Source organism: Nocardia sp. Tas62D01, from assembly GCF_055232035.1.
Genome location: NZ_JBUYUZ010000001.1, coordinates 6,894,577 through 6,911,372 on the forward strand (window position 1 = coordinate 6,894,577; position 16,796 = coordinate 6,911,372).

Genomic DNA, 16,796 nt, shown 5'->3' on the forward strand with positions numbered 1-16,796 from the left:
CTGCTTCTGATCTCTCACGAGGGGTCGTCACGCAGCGCAGCAGGATCTGTCGTGACGTTCTAGAGGTCGGATGAACAAGCAATACTGGACCAGCGAGTTCGGGCAATTCCCATAAGCCATCGCTCCGGCTGGTCGCGGCACCTCGATTTACCTGCGAGACGATGTAGACACAGATCTACGATAATTCCGAATATCAAATTGTCCAGGCTGGCACCGCAATTCGCGGCGTACATTTCCCAAAATGGGGAGATGCACTACCTCCAGCGATTTATGATCACACAGGCTCGGCCACTGCCAGCCGTACTCTCTCTCTTTTACCGGTGTTGGAGTAGCGGTAGGAGGATGTCGTCGACGAGATACTCGAGGAAGGGTGGATCGCAGGGCTTCCCTGCGACCACGAACCTGTGCACGATGACGGCCGGCGCGATTTCGGCGAACAGCTCAGCTGCTCGCGGGTTCAACTGGTCACCGCGTTCGAGGACCCTGCCGAACGAGGCGTCAGTCATCGCGGCCTCGTCGCGGTGCAGGAGGCGCCGCATCCCTGCGGCGAGGTTCGGGTCGCTGCGCATCCCGGCGAACAGGGCGCCGAGCAATCCGATCTCCTGCTCGGTGATCTCCCGTGCCAGCCAGTGCACGACCTCGAGTAGGGCCCCGCGTAGATCATCGGAGCGGACGGTCGGCGCAGCGGCTGCCGCACGATGCTCGACCGCCGCGACCACCAGAGCGGCCTTGTCCGCGTAGCGCCGGTAGATCGTCGTCTTGGCGACCCCGGCTCGGGCCGCGACCGACTCGACCGACATCTGGTCGTACCCGACTTCTGTCAGTACGTGCAGCGCCGCGTCGAGGATCGCCACATCACGCTCGGCGTCACGCGGTCTTCCCCGCGCCACCGGTAGTCCGGCCGGGGCCGCGGTCCGTTCTGCTGGTGTCCGCATCTTCACGCGTCTCCGATTTACAAAACGCTACCGTAGCGTTTCTTAAATCGTATGCCCGGCCCCTGAGTCAGTCAAAGGGACTACCGACACGCGACCTGGATTGCTGTGTGGCCGCTCTTGGGTCCGATTCACGATGCTTCCTGTGTTCGAGGCTGCGCACAGCCCCGAACACGGCGGGGTCGGCCCGCCATTGACCAATGGGGCCGAACATCCTCAACTAGCCGTACGGCGTGCGACGCCGCGTCTTGGAAACGAGCGTTATCTAGAGCCGCTGATTGCCCCGGTGGTGCAGACGATCCTGATGGGATGGTTGATCAGCACGGGCCGATCGTTATGGACCTGGAACGCGGTGGAGGGCTGGGAGATTCGATTTCAGGTGCGGGGCGAATGCCCGCGTGCCGAAGATGGCCGAGTGCTTCTGCGAGTTGGCGTCGCAGCCGCTGGTTTTCCTCGGCCAGTTCCCGGTTTCTGGTATTCGCGAGTTCCAGTCGGCGGACCAGCGATGGGTCGCTGGTGCGATGACGTGCTGGTAGCGACGTTTCCGGGGCGCGGCGTTTGAGATCGCGTAGCCTCTGGATCTCGGCTCGGATGTCGAGCTGGGAGTAGAGCCAGGATCGCGAGACCTCTGCGGCGGCGGCAACGGTCTGGAAGGTCACGGGTGCGCCAGCGGCATCCAGTTCGCGGATTGCTCGTATGGCCTTGCTGCGGGTTAGTTCGTGCCGGTGATGTGCTGCGGCAACGAGGTGCCGGCTGTTGTCAGCTCGCATCCGCCGCTCCTTGCTCGGTGGAATTAGGGCCGTTTTCGAGGGCGGTGATGATGTTGTTCAGGTTGCCGAGAATCTGCTCATTCATCTCCGCAAGGCGCTGCTGGCCGCGGGCATCGGCGGCGGAGATCAGTTCGATGACCTGCTGGCGGTGCTGTCGATGCTGTGGGAGGAACTCGGCGGTAGTCACGAACATCGGGCAGGTCAAACACGCGTTGGCATGCGGACAGGTTCTCACCAGCGGAAGCCCGCAGTATCCGTTCGGCAGGGCCTGGGTCGCCCGGCTGACACGCTGTTTGGCCCAGGACACCTCGGCGAGTGGTCCATCCGGATCGAGGACGACGGTATCGCCAGCGGCGCCGACTTTGTGGGCGGCTTCCCAGTGGCGACGGATAGTCGTATCAGACAGCCGGGCATATCGCGCGGTCATCAGGTGTGAATCGTGATCGAGAATCCGGCGGACCACTTCCTGCGGAACGTCGCGGTTGATCAGCCGGGTCCCGAGAGTATGCCGCCACTGGTGCGGCGTGACCCGGACCCGCTGCCCGTTCTCGTCTCGGATATCGCACCGCGCCAACCACCTGCGCAGAGCGCGGCGATAGACGTCACCGTAAATGGGCCTTTGACCGTCTGGATTGTTCCTCTCTTGCGAGAACAGGCGCGGAACCCCTTGCGGCCATTGACCTTCCAGATCGTGCAGGTGCTGTTTGATGGCTTGTTCCAGTTCCTCGTCGATGGGCACCAACGCTTCCCGGCGCATCTTGTGGTTGAAGTACCTCAGATAAGGCGCGCCTTCGCCGTCACGAACGATGCAGTCGACGCCGAGACCGAGCGCGTCGGTAACGCGTAGCCCGGATCGCATGAGGATGAGTGTCACCAGCCGATATGCGGGAATGCGCCACTTGTCGAGATTCTGAGGGCTCTCCAGTTGCGCCATGACGTGGTCGCTCAACGCCCGCGGCAGCCACTCACCATCCTTGGGGATGTCCTCCGGGAAGAACATGGCGCTGACCGGCAGCGCAGTGTCCCAGCCATGCTGGCGGATCGCGATCAAGAACTGATTGAGCTGCCCGATCATGTGACGGTGCATCACCCGCCCACCACATTCGGAGTGCAGATGAGCCAGATACCGCTCCAGCAGTAATCGATCGATTTCTCCAAGGTGGCGGACCGGAATCGGCTGTGCAGCAAGGAATTCAGCGAACCTGGTGATCGCGCGAACGCCCAAGCCGACGGTCTCGCTGGTCCTTCCGACCGAGATCCGCCACCTTGACCACCGCTTGGCCAACTCCTTCAGCCAGCCTTGAGGGATGCCGCCGAACCGCAGATACGCCAGATGCCCGTGTTCGCGGCGCGCACCGACCCGACGGAGATTCCAGGTGTCGCGACTGTATTCCTCGGCCCAGGGGTCGTCGTCGCGGCTGGCCGCACGGATTTGAGGCCGCCGGTTTCCACTGGCCTCACTGATGTCGCTGATCGAGGCACTCGAGTTCACAACGTCACCTCGTTCCCGCTGAACCATCCGGCTTTCTCAAGGATTTTCCGGGCGTCTTCGACGGTGAGGTGACCGTAGACGGTCGAGGTGACGGTCAGACTGGCGTGGCCGAGCAGCTTCGACACGACCTCGATCGGCACACCGTCCCGCAGCATCCGGGTGGCTGCGGTGTGCCGGCACCAGTGCGGATCGAAGTCGATTCCGGTCCGTTGCCGTAGGCGGCAGACCAGGTCGTAGACCGCCGGATACGACCAGGGACGCCCGTATGGACCGGCCCAGAGGTTGACGAAGACATAGTCCGAATCCAGGTCCCCGTACTCTCCATGCAGATAGTCGGCATAGAGGCGAACCAGCTCGCCGCTGACGGGGATCGCCCGTGGCCGTTGGGATTTCGTGCGAGCACCGTTGTCGTTGTCCCGCGGCACGATGCTGATTTCCCGCTCAGCGGCAGCGATGTCCTCATGTCGCAGGCCCAACGCTTCGCCGATCCGCATGCCGGTCTCGTGCAGCAGGGCGAACAGGAACCTGTCGCGTAGCCGGTCGCAACCGTTCAGAATGGCCTGCATCTCGGCGACGGTCAGCACCCGCGGAAGTTTCCGAGGCGCTTTCAAAGCGATCGCGCGCCAAGCCTGCGGCTCTCGCTTGGTGACATGATGCAGGAACGGCTTCCAGCCCGTTCCCCGACGATGACCGGCCGGCTGCCACGTCACCAGCAGTTCGCCCAAGTCCACGCCATTACGGGTGGCGTGCTGGTAAAAGGCGCTGACCGCCGACAGCTTCCTGTTCACGGTCGATTCCGTGCAGTGATACTCCACCGATGGCAGTACGGCCACCGACCCGTCCCGAGTGTTCGGCGGCCGCCGCAGCCACGACACGAACTCCGCGACATCCTCCAGCCGGACCGCCCGCCAGTCGATCTCCTTCTGGCTGAGGAAGACGAACCAGTCCTTTAGATCGTGGGCATACGCCTTGATCGTGTTCGGCGACCGCTCGATGTCGGTCAGATACGCCAGATACCGCTCCACCGGTCCCACCGGCCCGTCGTCGCCGAGGACCGTCCACGACTCACGTCGCGAGACCGGGGACAACACCCGCACCACATGCATCGCTCCTCCAAGACAATTCGCGAGATGGACGGGCTGTAGGTAACCACGTCCACCACGCGAACCCGGGAAGCCGAAACCCTCGTGCTCGACATCAACAACACAGCTCCGAAGGCTCTAGATAACGTTCGTTTTGACCCATCGCATCGCGCGGAATGCGGAATGAGCGGAGTCATGTCCGGTCGCTCCGGGTAGTGGTGGACGGGTGTTTCGCTGAGTCGATCGCATCCGGCAGCGGTCGCAGGGCAGAGCAGAATGTGCACGGTGAGTCTGGACATGGATATCCTGCGGTGGCTTTCTCAACATCGAACACCGGCTTTGACAACGGTGGCGCGTTTGGCAATGGATGCCGGGATGAGCAACACGGTCATAGTTGCGGCCGGTGTGGTGGGCCTGGTTGTTGTGGTCACGAAACGCTGGGGGTGGCAAGGGATTACGATCGCTGTGTCGGTAGTGGCGGCGCAGTCGGCAGCCAGGGCTCTGAAGCATATGATTCAGCGGGAGCGCCCACCGGTAGATCTGTCGGTAGTTCAGGTCGGTGCGTTCTCGATGCCGTCGACCGTGGCCGCGATGACGGCGGCTGTCGCGGTCACCGCCTATCTGGCGCTGCCCTGGCCGACGGAGCGCCGGCGCTGGATCGCGGGCCTTATTGCCACGCTGGTCGTATCGATCGGTATCGCGATGGTCTACCTGGGGGCGCACTGGCCGACCGATGTGCTGGCCGGATGGGGTGTGGGGGTCGGAGTCGCCGGGGTTGTCATGAGCCTGGCACGAGTCGCCGTCCGGCGGCCGATTCGGCGATCGTCTTCCTGATTCGGGACAAACTCGAGCGCGCAGCTCGGCATGCGCCCTGCGATCGACTGCGATGTAATCGGCATTACAGAGCGGTCACTCGTTCAGCTATGACAGGCGCGCGAGGGCGAGCATGTGCGGCCTGACTGGCCTCCGGCGACGCAGTTGCACCAGCAACCTCTGCGCCGGTTGTGCCGATGACGTCACCGACGCCGACTTCCGTCATCGACAGCGAGCAACGACAGCCACGAGCCGATCCGGAAACTTGTGCACGACATGCCGCTCTGCCCCGGGGCTGTGCGCGCTGCAGCACGGAAATGGTTCGGATAACTACCTAAACGCGATAAAGCCACAGGTCGTTGACCTGTGGCTTTGCCGTTCTGTGGGCCTAACGCTAATCAATCCGAACCATCCCACGGCCGAAGGGCCCCCGCTGCGCATCAGGACGGTAGGCGCGCGGCAGGTGACATCCAAGACATGATCTGCGGGTTTGGTCGATCGTTGATGATCGACGCTCGTGACGCGCCAACTGGTCCGCGGCTGAACACTCGCGCGATGTCCTGCCGTCGTCGCTACCAGCGGAAAACGCGACGTAAGCGGCTTACGGTGCCGTTCGGCCTGCCTAAGCCATCTCCGTCGGCGGATGCCATTTGGACGACGATCCCACCGAAGCGTGCCTCCTGCATGGTCGCTGGGTGTCCGTCGATAAAACACACACCGGTTCGGCTGACCTCGACGCATTCTTCCTGTCGGGAGCCGGAGCCGTCCGAGTGCTCGAGCGTGTCGGCGTAGTAGGCGATCATTCCGCCACTCAAATCAATGTTGAAACCGGTGACCCGGCGCCCGGCGCGGTCGGTGGTGCGGTGCAGGCAGGGATCGCAGACCGCGCGGGGGTAGCGTTCTTGGTAGATCGCTGGCTGCTCGCAGTGCGGGCAGGGCTGGGTGTATCGACGCCCAAGGGTCGGACTTTGCAACAGGTCGTTGTGGGCGAGGATGTCACGCCCCGAGTCTCCCTGGTTGCGGTTGCGCCGCAGGACCAGCAGAACGAACTCAGCGTAGTCGGCTGTCTCGGCGTCGATCGCTCCGCGCCCGGGTATCTCGTCGATGCGCGTGAGGCCGGCATCGTAGGCATCGAGCGCCACTCGGTGCGCCACCGAGAGTTCGCTATCGGGGATTTGTCTGTTGGCGTGTTCGGCTCGCGCCAGGTGTTCGGCGATCACCGTGTCGATGGTGTCTCCGTCCACAGACAGTAGCCCGCTGCCGTAACTAGTCGTGGTCACCAGGACATAGCCGTCTATATCGCCGCGGTCGGTTCCGATCGTCTGTAAGAAGGCGAAACCTCGTCCGTAGCGGGCATTCTCGAGCCCCTGGTGGGTGTAGGGGATGAGAGTGCCGGGATCCTGTGCCAGATCGCGCGCTTTTCGCAGCGCTTCGTCGTAGGTCAGCGGAGAGCTCGGGTCTGGACGATTCATGACCGCCAGCCTATCGAGCCAGATATTTCGGGCTGAATTGAAATTCGGCACTACAGGATGTCCTGACCTGCAGGGCATCTCGGCGCCATCGTGCGGACTCTGTTCTGGTGTCCCAGAAACGACCAATCGCGATTCCGAGTATTCCTGCTGCCGCCGCCAAGATCGCTGGCGTCATCTTGCCCCCGATGTCCGTATCTCGTACCGGGTGTGAGCCTACCTATGAACAGCCTTGTCGCACACGAGAAGTGCGCACCATTCGGCATGAGTGCTCACTCGTCCCAGGTATAGCCAGTGCGCGAGGACGGCCATGTACGGCCCGACTGGCCCCGACGACGCAGTTGCACCAGCACTCCTCTGCGCCGGTTGCGTCGACGCCGACATCATCATCGATAGCGAGCAGACAGTCACGAGCCCATCCGGGAGCTTTGCGCGACATGCCGCTCTGCCCCGGGCTGTGCACGCTGCAGCACGGAAATGGTTCGGATAACTGCAGAAACACAACAAAACCACAGGCCGTTGACCTGTGGTTTTGCCATTTTGTGGGCCTAACCCTAATCAATCCGAACCACCCGACGGCCGAAGGGCCGACGCTCCGGATCAAGCCAGTAGGCACACGCAGGGTGACATTGAACGCATGACCTGCGGTTTTGGCGGTTCGCTGGTTATCAGCGCTCTTCGTGCACCCGCATGATCGGCGGCGCCGAAACACCGGACTCGATAGATCTCCCGGTTGTGACCAGCGGAAAACACTCGATAAGCGGCATGAGCGGATGTTCGGTGCTGCAGTGGAACGGATAGAGCCCAGTCGGGTTCGAGATTCCCCGGGGCTACGCAGGCTTCAATCTGCGCGCGAGAACACGGCCACTAGGAAGTCGGACTTGTCGGTGAATGGGCGTAGGTCCCACGTCGAAAGCCGCAAATCCACCGTGAGTCCGACGTCCTCGGCGTCTGCCAGGAACTGCGGGAACTCGTAACCACGACCGGCACCGAACCCCACAACCACCCGACCGGCCGGGGCGAGATTGCGGGCGAACCCGGCCAGCACCGCCTCCCGGGTGGACGGAGCCAGAAATGTCATCACGTTCCCCGCGCACACGATGACATCGAAGTCGCCGAAGATCCCACGGCCCGGCAAGTCCAGTTCGGCGAGATCACCGACTATCCAGGTCGGACCGGGATAGTCCTGCTCCGCCGCAGCGATCAACACCGGGTCGACGTCGACGCCGACCACGACGTGACCGGCTCGGTGCAAGTAGCCACCCACACGGCCCGGACCGCACCCCGCATCCAAGACTCGGCCACTGCGGTCGAGCATCGCGTCGATTAGCCGCGCCTCCCCGACGATATCCGTGCCCTCGGCCGCCATTGCCCGGAACCGCTCCACATACCACGTCGAATGCGCAGGGTCGGCAGCAGTGAGCTCCTCCCACTGGCTCGGGGTACGTCCGTTCATGGTCTGTCCCTCCTCACTCGGGCCCGCCTCTGGTCAACTGTGCCACCACCGTGCCGATCGTCAGCGCGCGGCCTGATCACACCCGCCGCCGGTGCAGCCGCCCACCGACACCGGACCTCAGGCGGATAACAGCGCCCGAATTCGCCCACGTAGAGCTCACCGATTACCCGGATTCTCAACCAGAGCACGCCATAGCTGCCTGCTCTGCAGGATGTTCGAGCTGCGGCAGGTCTCGCCCGCAGCCGCATACCGGGCGAATCAGTTTCTCCTCCAAACGCTCATCGGCTGATGAGCGTGCGCTGGAAGGCGCTGTCGGCAACTATTCTGGACAACTGACCAACACGCGCCTCGCGGCATGAGCGGGCGTTTCGGACCGGACCGAGTCGGTCTACTGCGGTGGGCCGTGGTCGGTAAACGCTAGAAGCCGACCGCGGCTGCTGCGACGTCCCGATCGGACAGCCCCTGACCGGTATCGAGATCGCCCGGACACTGCCGACCCTGGGCCTGGCCCTCAGCGATCAGGGCCCGCATGTCAAAAGGCAAACTCGCGAATACGTCCAACTCTGACCAGGCCGAGATCGCTCATGCGGGGAGGGCGTCTCCGGGGAAGCCGTAGCATGGGTGTACCTCGCAGCGCATCATCCCGGCTCGCACGCTGGGGTCTCCGGCCATGATCTCCGCGGCTTCCTCGGCCGGCACGGTCATGATCGCGACGCCAGCTACGGTGTCGGAGGCGACCGGACACAGGATAGCGATCACCCCGTCAGCGCGCAGCGACACCATCCGTCGCTGGTGTTCGAGTTCGATTGCGTCCGCGCCGTCCATGGTCCGCTCCGGCCCCCACTGAAGGAGCGCCAGGCTGTAGGGTTTCGCGGTCGCAGCCAGAGTCCGAATCTGTTCGTCGGTCACTGTCGTGCTCATGATGTCTCCTCACTTCTGGATGCGCTCGGCCAACGAGACGATGATTCCTTCGGGTCCCCGGACGTAGGCCATCCGCCACACGCCCTCGTATTCGCCGATGCCTCCCACCAGGCCGTAGCCGTCGGCTGCTGCGTGGTCGACCGCGGCCTGTAGGTCCTTTACCTCGAAGGCGACGTTGCGCAGGCCCAGTTCGTTGGCCGGCGCGGCCGGCGAACCCGGGAGGTGATCCGGCCGTGCGAAGCGCGACAGCTCCAGCGTCGTTCCTCCGCCGGGTAGTCGCAGCATGACGATCTCGGTGGCAGCACCGGTCATGCCGATCACGGTGTCCAGAAACTCGCCTTCGACGGCCATCTTCTGATCGGCCTCCAGGCCGAGGCTGACGAAGAACGCTGTCACGGCGTCGAGGTCGGCAACGGTGATGCCGACGTGGTCGAAGCGCTGTGCGAAGCCCATCGGATACCTTCCTACGTTTTCTTGAAGAGACGCTGAGGACCGTAGCACCTTCAAGTTCCTTAAGGGAACCCTATTTGCTAGATTGGTGTCATGCAACGAACGCAGTTCGGGGAGATGGCGTGCTCCATCGCGCGCACGTTGGACGTGATCGGCGAGCCGTGGTCGCCGCTGATCCTGCGCGACGTGTGGGCAGGGGTGAGCCGTTTCGACCACATCCAAGCCGACCTCGGGATCTCCCGCAAGGTACTCACCGAGCGGCTCAACCACTTGGTCGAACAGGGGGTGCTCGAGCGGCAACCCTACGACGCCCGCCCCCGCTTCGAGTACTACCTCACCCCGAAGGGCACCGACCTCGTCGAGATGCTCATGGTGATGGTGCGGTGGGGTGACCGCTGGCTCGCCGGCGAGGCCGGGCCTCCCGTCCTGTACCGCCACCATGCTTGCGGAGAGATCGGCCACGTCGACCCGCGTTGCAGTCATTGCGGCGAGCCGATGCACGCTGACGACGTTGACCTCCTCCCAGGCCCGGGTGCGGCTTCATGACCAAAGGCCGGATTGCCTGGATCGGACACCTTCCGCTGCGCTCGGCGACCAGCAACTCACGCTTTGGCAGCGTAGGCGTTGAGGTGATCTGGCCGTCGGCTTCGGATCCGAGTTGGCTCGAACCCTCAAGGTCATCGTGCACCAGCAGCGAACTCCCACTGGACACGCGGGACTCGCCAGTAGCGAACGTCCCTGTGCTGCGACCATTCTCGCTGCCGGCCGCCCCGCGCCGCCCGGCTCGGTCAGCGCGGTATGCGGCAGCACAGTGCGCTGTCGTGCGCGGACACCCAGCAAGACCAACCGGCCGGAACTCGCACTACCACTGGCAAATTGGCGAGAATGTGTTCTTCGGGGGCCGATAGTGCGAGATACAGCCAGTCGTCCGGAACTCGGCAATATCGTGCGTCCGACCGTGCTGGAGAGGATCACCGGCCGTTGAACCCACGGGAGCCACGTGGCCGTTCCGAACCGCGCGCAGCACGAGCGGAGTGCAGGTGACGCGCCGGGGGTCGGTTATGGGTGCGTTCAGCACGCGAGAGGGGCTTGATGGCTATGCGTTACGTGGTCCACTTGACCGTCGTGCCCCACAGCCTTGCCTGTCGGGTGATCGGCAAACTTCAGCCGCGGACGTGGCGTGTGATCGTGGGTGTTGGGATCGGGCATCTCGATGGCGGTGTCGAACAGGATTGGCTGGACGAAGACATGCCGCGCGAAATTCGCAGACCGAATGCGTTCTTCTACGTTACGGACGCCGACTGAGCGCGGCACCAGCCGCAGCCCGAGATGATCTCGGCCCGTTGATCTTCCAGAGAGCCCCGTGGCCGCTTCGAACCGCGGGGGAAGCGGCATTACCGGATGTTCGTTTGGGCGGGATGCCGCCGCCGCAGCTTCATACCTTTCGACACGTTTTATCGACACCGCTTCGGCGGGGCTGGCCTGGCGGTTCCCCTCCCGAGGGCGGAGCCACTTGCCCGCCGACCCATGGCGAAAGTCCAGGTGGCGGAATCCGCGATCCGGCACCTCACTTTCGATCCCAGAGATCCTCGCCGGCCACCGCATGCCGAGACCATCAGTCGACGACCTCGTCGACAAGCAGTACAACGTGCTGCTCGGACCACCGGTGGGCCGACGCGCCCAGCGCCTCCAATGCCTCCGGGCTGTGCTTGACCGAGAACATTAGGTCGAGCAAGTGCGGCGTTGGCCACGGAGAAGCCCACATAGGCGGGGCCCGCTCCGGCAGCCAGCCGCCGGAGCGGGCCCCCCGGAGAGCCGGGCTCAGTTCCCCACGCCGAGACTGGACATGAACGCGGACGGGTATCGGTCGCCGCGTGCTGTGCCCGGCGGCACCGCCTTCTCGATCTCGGCGAGGTCATCCTTGGTGAGGTTCAGCTCCATCGCGGGCAGCGCCTCGGCCAGCCGCTCGCGGGTGCGAGCGCCGACCAGTGGCACGATGTCCTCGCCCTGTGCAGCCACCCAGGCGATGGCCAGCTGGGCGACGGTGCACCCCTTCGCCTCGGCGACCCGGCGCAGAGCCGCCACGAGGGCGAGGTTGTGTTCCACGTTCCCGCTCGAGAACCGCGGGCTGAACTCGCGGCTGTCGCCGGCGCCGGCGCTGTGGCCGGCGGACCAGTGCCCGGAGATGAGACCGCGGCTGAGGACCCCGTACGCGGTCAGGCCGATGCCGAGCTCCCGCAGCGTAGGCAGAATATCCGCCTCCACCGCCCGGGAGATCAGCGAGTACTCGATCTGCAGGTCGGCGACCGGGTGCACGGCGTGCGCCCGGCGGATCGTCGCCGCATCGACCTCCGAGAGGCCGACGTGCCGCACGTACCCGGCGTCGATCATCTCCTTGATCGCGCCCACCGTCTCCTCGATCGGCACCGCCGGGTCCAGCCGGGCCGGGCGATAGATGTCGATATGGTCGGTGCCCAGCCGGGTCAGCGAGTAGGCCAGGAAGTTCTTCACCGCCTCGGGACGGCTGTCATGCCCACCGAACTCCGGGCCCGGCCCCCGCAGCATGCCGAACTTGACGCTCAGCTTGTAGCTGTCCCGATCCCGGCCGCGCAGCGCCTCGGCGAGCAGCAACTCGTTGTGGCCCATGGCGTAGAAGTCGCCAGTGTCGATCAGCGTGACGCCGGCCTCCAGCGCGGCGTGCACGGTGGCGATACTCTCCGCGCGGTCGGCCGCGCCGTAAGCGCCCGACATGCCCATCGCACCCAAGCCCAGCACGGAAACGGCCGGCCCGGTGCGGCCCAGGGTTCGTATCTGCATCACGTTCTCCTTCGTCGTCGATCTGTCACCCACCTTGCGCCCCCGCCGCGACGAACGGGAGCGGAGCGTTCATCATGGGAGAGCCGCTCCCTGGATAGGCTCGCCCGCAGCGAGGGACCATGGGGTCATGCACCGTGACCAGCTCGCCGACTTCCTGCGCCGCCGCCGCGAGGCGATCCGGCCGGCCGAGGTTGGCATCGCCGACGGCCCCCGTCGCCGCACCACCGGCCTGCGCCGCGAAGAGGTGGCCATGCTCGCCGGCATGTCGGTGGACTACGTCGTACGCCTCGAGCAGGGCCGCAGCAGTCAGCCCTCGGCCCAGCTGCTCGGCGCGCTGGCCCGGGCGTTGCGCCTCTCCGACGACGAGCGCGACCACCTGTTCCACTTGGCCGGCCACCGGCCCCCACCCGCCGACGGGGTGGCCGCCCTGGCCCGCGCCGGCATGATGCGCATGCTCGACCTGCTCGGTGACACCCCGGCCCTTGTGCTGTCCGACCTGGGCGAGGTCCTCGCCCAGAACCGGGCAGCCGTCCTGCTGACAGGCGACCACACCGGCTTCTCCGGCGACCAGCGCTACGTCGTACACCGCTGGTTCACCGACCCCGCTGCCCGCGCCGTCTGCCCGCCCGAGGAGCAGGAGTATCACGCCCGTCAGCTCGTGGCCGACCTGCGCGCGGCCGCCGGCCGCCGGTCCGGCGACCCCACGGTCGCCGGACTCGTCGACCGGTTGCAGGCCGCGAGCGCCGGCTTCCGCCAGCTCTGGGCCGAGCACGAGGTGGCGGTCCGGCGCGCCGACCGCAAGGCCTTCCTGCACCCGCGGGTGGGCCGCCTACTGATGGACTGCGAGACCCTGGTCACTCCCGACCAGGGCCAGCAGTTGCTGGTGCTCACCCCGGCGGACGCCGAGGCCCGCGAGCGGCTGGAGCTGCTGCGGGTACTCGGCATCGAGGAATTCCCCACGGGGGCAACGGGCACGCCCGTACGGTGAAGCGGCCGACCACGGGGCACCGGCTCGTATTCGGCGGTCCGGTCGGCGGAGTGGCCGTCCCCTGAACCGCAGGATTGCTGGGCAGCCGACTTGCGGGTCCGCGTCAGCCGGAACCGGAGACCGCCAAGGCATCGGCCGCGTGGCCGGCTCGGCGGCGGCCAGTGACCCAGCCAGCGCCCGACGCCTGTGGACCGTCTCCGACGGCAGCCCCGGACCAGCTTCCGGGGCTGCCCTCTGTGCTTGGCTACTTCTTCCGCCGCCCTTGCCGCTACCGGACTTCGCCGAGCTGCTGCCCGAAAACCTGATGTACGGGCTGAACTATGCGACCACTCTCGGTCTGTTGCCGTTGCCAGCTGGGACATCGTTGAAAAGTGCCGAAGCCGCAATCGTCCGGGGCTATCCCGAGGCAGCGCTCACCGACCCGACACCCACGGACGCTGCCACGGTTTGGGAGGAGATCGACCACGCATTCGGCTACCGCAGCGACAGCGGGAGCGGGCTGGCGCTAACCGATGACCAAGAGGTCGAGCTACGGGAGTTGCAAGACCGCTATAGGGAGTACGTTCGCGGCTTCATCGGACCGGAATCGGTCATTTCTGCGGGCGGCTGCACTGGACTTCCTGGCTACCCTGTGTTCTGGGGTTTCGCTTTTCTAGTGTTCAACGCAGACCGTGAGGGTCTGCTCCTGTTCGGCGACGCGTCGGACTGAGCTCGGGCGACACGCGAACGCCCTCGCGCCATCGCTGCAGGGCTACTCAGGAGCAAACATCTTGGAATCGGCATTATGGGATGTCCTGAGCCGCAGCTGGTTTGGTCTGCAAACCGCGCGCCCAGCGGCAGATGCGGACGTTCCGAACGCGTGGAATGCGGCATGTGAGTACGTCTTTTTAGCTTTCGCGAACGAGCTTGATATCGGCCACCGACACCGACCGGTCACATGAATGACCATTTCTGACCGCCCCGAATCGCACGCCGCGCCGCTGTTTCAGTCCCGATGGTTCACGATGTTGATTACGTTGCCGTCTGGCGCTCGGACGAAGAACCGGCGCACGCCCCATGGCTCTGTAGTTATCGGAAGCACGATCTCGTAGCCGAGTTTCTGAGCTTCTTCATAAGCACCTTCGACGTCATCCGTGTGGACGGAAATGAGTGAGTCTTCGGGTGCGGTTGCATCGTGCGTCACGAGTTGGACGTTCGCTTTGCCGTCGGGAGAGGTGTAGCGGGCTACCCATCCCATGTTGAACTCCTCGGTGCTCAGCCCGAGGTAGTCGGTGTAGAAGCCCTTCGTTGCCTCAATGTCAGCCACCCGAAGGTTGGCCATAATGCGTGTGGCGCGCACGCGGCCCTCCTGCCTGCAACGGATGTGCATGATGATCGTCCGAACACTGCCGCGTGTCCGCTCGCGCACTGCGGTCATGGCTGTTCCGCCGTAGCGTACGACGGAAATTACCCGAGCGCGACGCTCCACGCACTCAATTCGGCAGAACCGGACGTCCCGGCGACCGCGCGCCCAGCGGCATTACCGTGCGGCTAGGACGCTGCGCCTGCTCGGACGTTCCGTCGGGATGGTCTATCGGCTCGGAAGTGAGCGTGGAAGCCCGAACCACGGGAGCACGCTGTTGTCGAATCGGGTCATGGCGCTGATCCGGTCGCCGGCGAGGGTGAGAACATAGAGGCCGGTCCCGTGGCTGATGTCGTTGGGGGCGCGCAGGTAAGCTCCGAACGCCGGTTGACCGTTGGCTCGCGTCGGCACTAGGTCGAACCTCCGGTCCGCGCGGAAGATGCTGGCGCAGAAGCGGGCAGCGACGTCTCGGCCTTCGTACTCGAAGGGTACCGGCGGCATAGAGATGAAGACGTCGTCGGTCAGAAGATCCACCAGTGCGTCGAGATCGGCGGACTCCCACGCGCGAACGAACTTCGCCACGATCGCGTCCTCGGAGGCCGAGTCGGAGGTGGGAGGCGGTTGGTGGTCGGGGGCCGGTGGCTGGCGGTGTTGCAGGGCGGCGCGGGCTCGTTTGAGGGCGCTGTTGACCGAGTCGACGGTCGAGTCCAGCATGTCGGCCACCTCGACTGCGTGGAATCCGAGGACGTCACGCAGGACGAGGACGGCGACCTGGCGAGGCGGCAGAACCTGCAAAGCGGTGATGAACGCCAGGGAGATCGATTCGGTCTGCTCGTAGCGGGCCTCCGGCCCGAGCGGCGCGTCGATCGCGCCCTCGAACAGGGTGTCGGGATAGGGCTGCAGCCAGATGACCTCGCCGAGCCGGGTCGGCTCGGGCGGTTCGACATGGGGCACGTTCCACTCTTTGGCCTGGCGTCGGCTCGCCGAGCGACGCGCGTTGAGGCACCGGTTGGTGGCGATCCGGTACAGCCAGGTGCGCATCGAGGCGCGCCCCTCGAATCCGCCGATGCCTTGCCAGGCGGCCAGCATCGTGTCCTGCAGGGCATCCTCGGCGTCCTGGAACGATCCGAGCATCCGATAGCAGTGCACCTGTAGCTCCCGCCGGTACGGCTCGGTCAACTCTCGGAACGCGCCGCCGTCCCCGGCCCGCGCCTTCGACATCAGTTCGCCGGTTGCCACCCTCGTGTCACCTTCTCTCGCTCTGCATGGCACTTCCATCGGGTATGGACACCGGCCGATGGAGGAACTGGGCGGCTGGCGCGCGCCCAGTTTCGCGATGCCGCGGTTTCTACATAAGACGTAGTCCGACAAAACCAACATAGGAGCACCGACATGGGAAAGATCGTCGTCTTCGAGAACGTCTCCCTCGATGGAGTCATCCAGGACCCGACCGGCGAGGAGGGCTTCAACCGCGATGACTGGCGCGCCGGGCTCGCCCCGACCGACCGCGAAGAATGGGCCAAACGCCTACTCGACGACGCGCTGGCTGCCGAGGCTCTGCTGTTGGGTCGACGCAGCTACGAGTTCTTCGCCGCACGGTATCCATACCGCACTGGCGAGATGGCGGACAGGATGAACAGCCTGCCCAAGTACGTCGTCTCCGCCACCCTCGCAGATCCCGGCTGGAACAACTCGACGGTACTCGACGGCGAAGTCGTGGACGAGGTTTCGACGCTGAAGCACACGGTCAACGGCGAGATCCGCGTCTACGCCAGCTCCCAGCTGGTGCACACGCTGATCGAGCACGACCTCATCGACGAGCTCCGGCTGGCGATGTTCCCGCTCATGATGGGCGCAGGCAACCGCCTCTTCGACCAGACCAGCAACCCAAAACCCCTGCGCCCAAAACCCCTGCGCCTTGTCGACACCCATACCGTCGGTGACAGCCTCACCTACCTCACCTACCAGTGCATCCGAGACGCCGAGGACTCGGCCGAATGAGTGATACCCGGTGGGATGCACCCGCGTCGGCGGACGCATCCCACCGGGTGCCCCGTGCAATGCGGGGTCCCGTCCGGACCTACACAAACCCGACGTCCAGCCTGCGTGAGAGCAGGCACAACCCAGGGTGCAGGTAATCAACATCCGGTAATCGGCATTACCGAGCGGTCGCGAGCAACCTCGTTGTCCGTAGCATCAACCTTGTGACCAGGCAGATCCTGCCAAGAGGTTGACGCAAGACAGTCGGCCGGGGGCCGTGGTAG

17 protein-coding genes are annotated in these 16,796 nt (G+C 65.0%); 6 read left to right on the forward strand and 11 right to left on the reverse strand.

Annotation, left to right across the window (positions count from 1 at the left end; genetic code table 11):
* Nucleotides 1–314: 314 nt before the first annotated feature.
* From ACV7NQ_RS32930 to ACV7NQ_RS32945, 4 genes are all read right to left on the reverse strand, one after another.
* On the reverse strand, nt 315–935 hold the full coding sequence (locus tag ACV7NQ_RS32930) for a TetR/AcrR family transcriptional regulator (protein ID WP_463363117.1): 621 nt from the start codon (nt 933–935) through the stop codon (nt 315–317).
* Nucleotides 936–1,249: 314 nt separating this feature from the next.
* On the reverse strand, nt 1,250–1,702 hold the full coding sequence (locus ACV7NQ_RS32935; protein ID WP_463360930.1) for a DUF6262 family protein: 453 nt from the start codon (nt 1,700–1,702) through the stop codon (nt 1,250–1,252).
* Nucleotides 1,692–3,194 (reverse strand): tyrosine-type recombinase/integrase, encoded by a 1,503-nt coding sequence (locus ACV7NQ_RS32940; protein WP_463360931.1) that lies wholly within the window; start codon nt 3,192–3,194, stop codon nt 1,692–1,694. Before ACV7NQ_RS32940 ends, ACV7NQ_RS32935 begins: the two co-directional genes overlap by 11 nt.
* Nucleotides 3,191–4,300: a site-specific integrase gene (locus tag ACV7NQ_RS32945; RefSeq protein ID WP_463360932.1), complete on the reverse strand. Its 1,110-nt coding sequence runs from the start codon at nt 4,298–4,300 to the stop codon at nt 3,191–3,193. Before ACV7NQ_RS32945 ends, ACV7NQ_RS32940 begins: the two co-directional genes overlap by 4 nt.
* A 351-nt stretch (nt 4,301–4,651) precedes the next feature.
* Here ACV7NQ_RS32945 and ACV7NQ_RS32950 point away from each other — a divergent pair, with 351 nt between their 5' ends.
* Nucleotides 4,652–5,110, forward strand: coding sequence for a phosphatase PAP2 family protein (locus tag ACV7NQ_RS32950; protein WP_463363118.1), 459 nt, complete (start codon nt 4,652–4,654; stop codon nt 5,108–5,110).
* Between the two features lie 551 nt (nt 5,111–5,661).
* Here ACV7NQ_RS32950 and ACV7NQ_RS32955 read toward each other — a convergent pair.
* The 4 genes from ACV7NQ_RS32955 to ACV7NQ_RS32970 form a co-directional block, all read right to left on the reverse strand.
* Entirely contained in the window at nt 5,662–6,561 is a 900-nt protein-coding gene (locus tag ACV7NQ_RS32955) for a hypothetical protein (RefSeq protein WP_463363119.1), read from the reverse strand.
* Nucleotides 6,562–7,399: 838 nt separating this feature from the next.
* The gene (locus ACV7NQ_RS32960) at nt 7,400–8,014 is read right to left on the reverse strand and encodes a class I SAM-dependent methyltransferase (protein ID WP_463363120.1); all 615 of its coding nucleotides are present in this window, start codon (nt 8,012–8,014) and stop codon (nt 7,400–7,402) included.
* Between the two features lie 582 nt (nt 8,015–8,596).
* Complete coding sequence (locus tag ACV7NQ_RS32965) at nt 8,597–8,935, reverse strand: YciI family protein (protein WP_463363121.1); 339 nt, start codon at nt 8,933–8,935, stop codon at nt 8,597–8,599.
* Between the two features lie 9 nt (nt 8,936–8,944).
* Entirely contained in the window at nt 8,945–9,388 is a 444-nt protein-coding gene (locus ACV7NQ_RS32970) for a VOC family protein (protein WP_463363122.1), read from the reverse strand.
* A 90-nt stretch (nt 9,389–9,478) separates the two neighbouring features.
* On the opposite strand from ACV7NQ_RS32970, the gene ACV7NQ_RS32975 reads away from it, so the two are divergent.
* Nucleotides 9,479–9,931: a winged helix-turn-helix transcriptional regulator gene (locus tag ACV7NQ_RS32975; protein WP_463363123.1), complete on the forward strand. Its 453-nt coding sequence runs from the start codon at nt 9,479–9,481 to the stop codon at nt 9,929–9,931.
* A gap of 546 nt (nt 9,932–10,477) precedes the next feature.
* Complete coding sequence (locus ACV7NQ_RS32980; protein WP_463363124.1) at nt 10,478–10,690, forward strand: hypothetical protein; 213 nt, start codon at nt 10,478–10,480, stop codon at nt 10,688–10,690.
* A 516-nt stretch (nt 10,691–11,206) separates the two neighbouring features.
* On the opposite strand, the gene ACV7NQ_RS32985 is transcribed toward ACV7NQ_RS32980, so the two are convergent.
* On the reverse strand, nt 11,207–12,202 hold the full coding sequence (locus tag ACV7NQ_RS32985; RefSeq protein ID WP_463363125.1) for an aldo/keto reductase: 996 nt from the start codon (nt 12,200–12,202) through the stop codon (nt 11,207–11,209).
* A 127-nt stretch (nt 12,203–12,329) separates the two neighbouring features.
* On the opposite strand from ACV7NQ_RS32985, the gene ACV7NQ_RS32990 reads away from it, so the two are divergent.
* Both ACV7NQ_RS32990 and ACV7NQ_RS32995 read left to right on the forward strand, forming a co-directional pair.
* The gene (locus ACV7NQ_RS32990) at nt 12,330–13,190 is read left to right on the forward strand and encodes a helix-turn-helix transcriptional regulator (protein ID WP_463363126.1); all 861 of its coding nucleotides are present in this window, start codon (nt 12,330–12,332) and stop codon (nt 13,188–13,190) included.
* A 139-nt stretch (nt 13,191–13,329) separates the two neighbouring features.
* The gene (locus ACV7NQ_RS32995) at nt 13,330–13,899 is read left to right on the forward strand and encodes a hypothetical protein (RefSeq protein ID WP_463363127.1); all 570 of its coding nucleotides are present in this window, start codon (nt 13,330–13,332) and stop codon (nt 13,897–13,899) included.
* A gap of 276 nt (nt 13,900–14,175) precedes the next feature.
* Here the strand turns inward: ACV7NQ_RS32995 and ACV7NQ_RS33000 are convergent, their stop codons facing one another.
* Nucleotides 14,176–14,529 carry a VOC family protein gene (locus tag ACV7NQ_RS33000; RefSeq protein WP_463365909.1) on the reverse strand — a complete coding sequence of 118 codons (354 nt, stop codon included), beginning with the start codon at nt 14,527–14,529 and terminating at the stop codon, nt 14,176–14,178.
* Between the two features lie 231 nt (nt 14,530–14,760).
* On the reverse strand, nt 14,761–15,771 hold the full coding sequence (locus tag ACV7NQ_RS33005) for a sigma-70 family RNA polymerase sigma factor (RefSeq protein WP_463363128.1): 1,011 nt from the start codon (nt 15,769–15,771) through the stop codon (nt 14,761–14,763).
* A 153-nt stretch (nt 15,772–15,924) separates the two neighbouring features.
* Between ACV7NQ_RS33005 and ACV7NQ_RS33010 the strand changes: the two genes are divergently transcribed.
* On the forward strand, nt 15,925–16,533 hold the full coding sequence (locus ACV7NQ_RS33010) for a dihydrofolate reductase family protein (RefSeq protein WP_463363129.1): 609 nt from the start codon (nt 15,925–15,927) through the stop codon (nt 16,531–16,533).
* Nucleotides 16,534–16,796 lie beyond the last annotated feature (263 nt).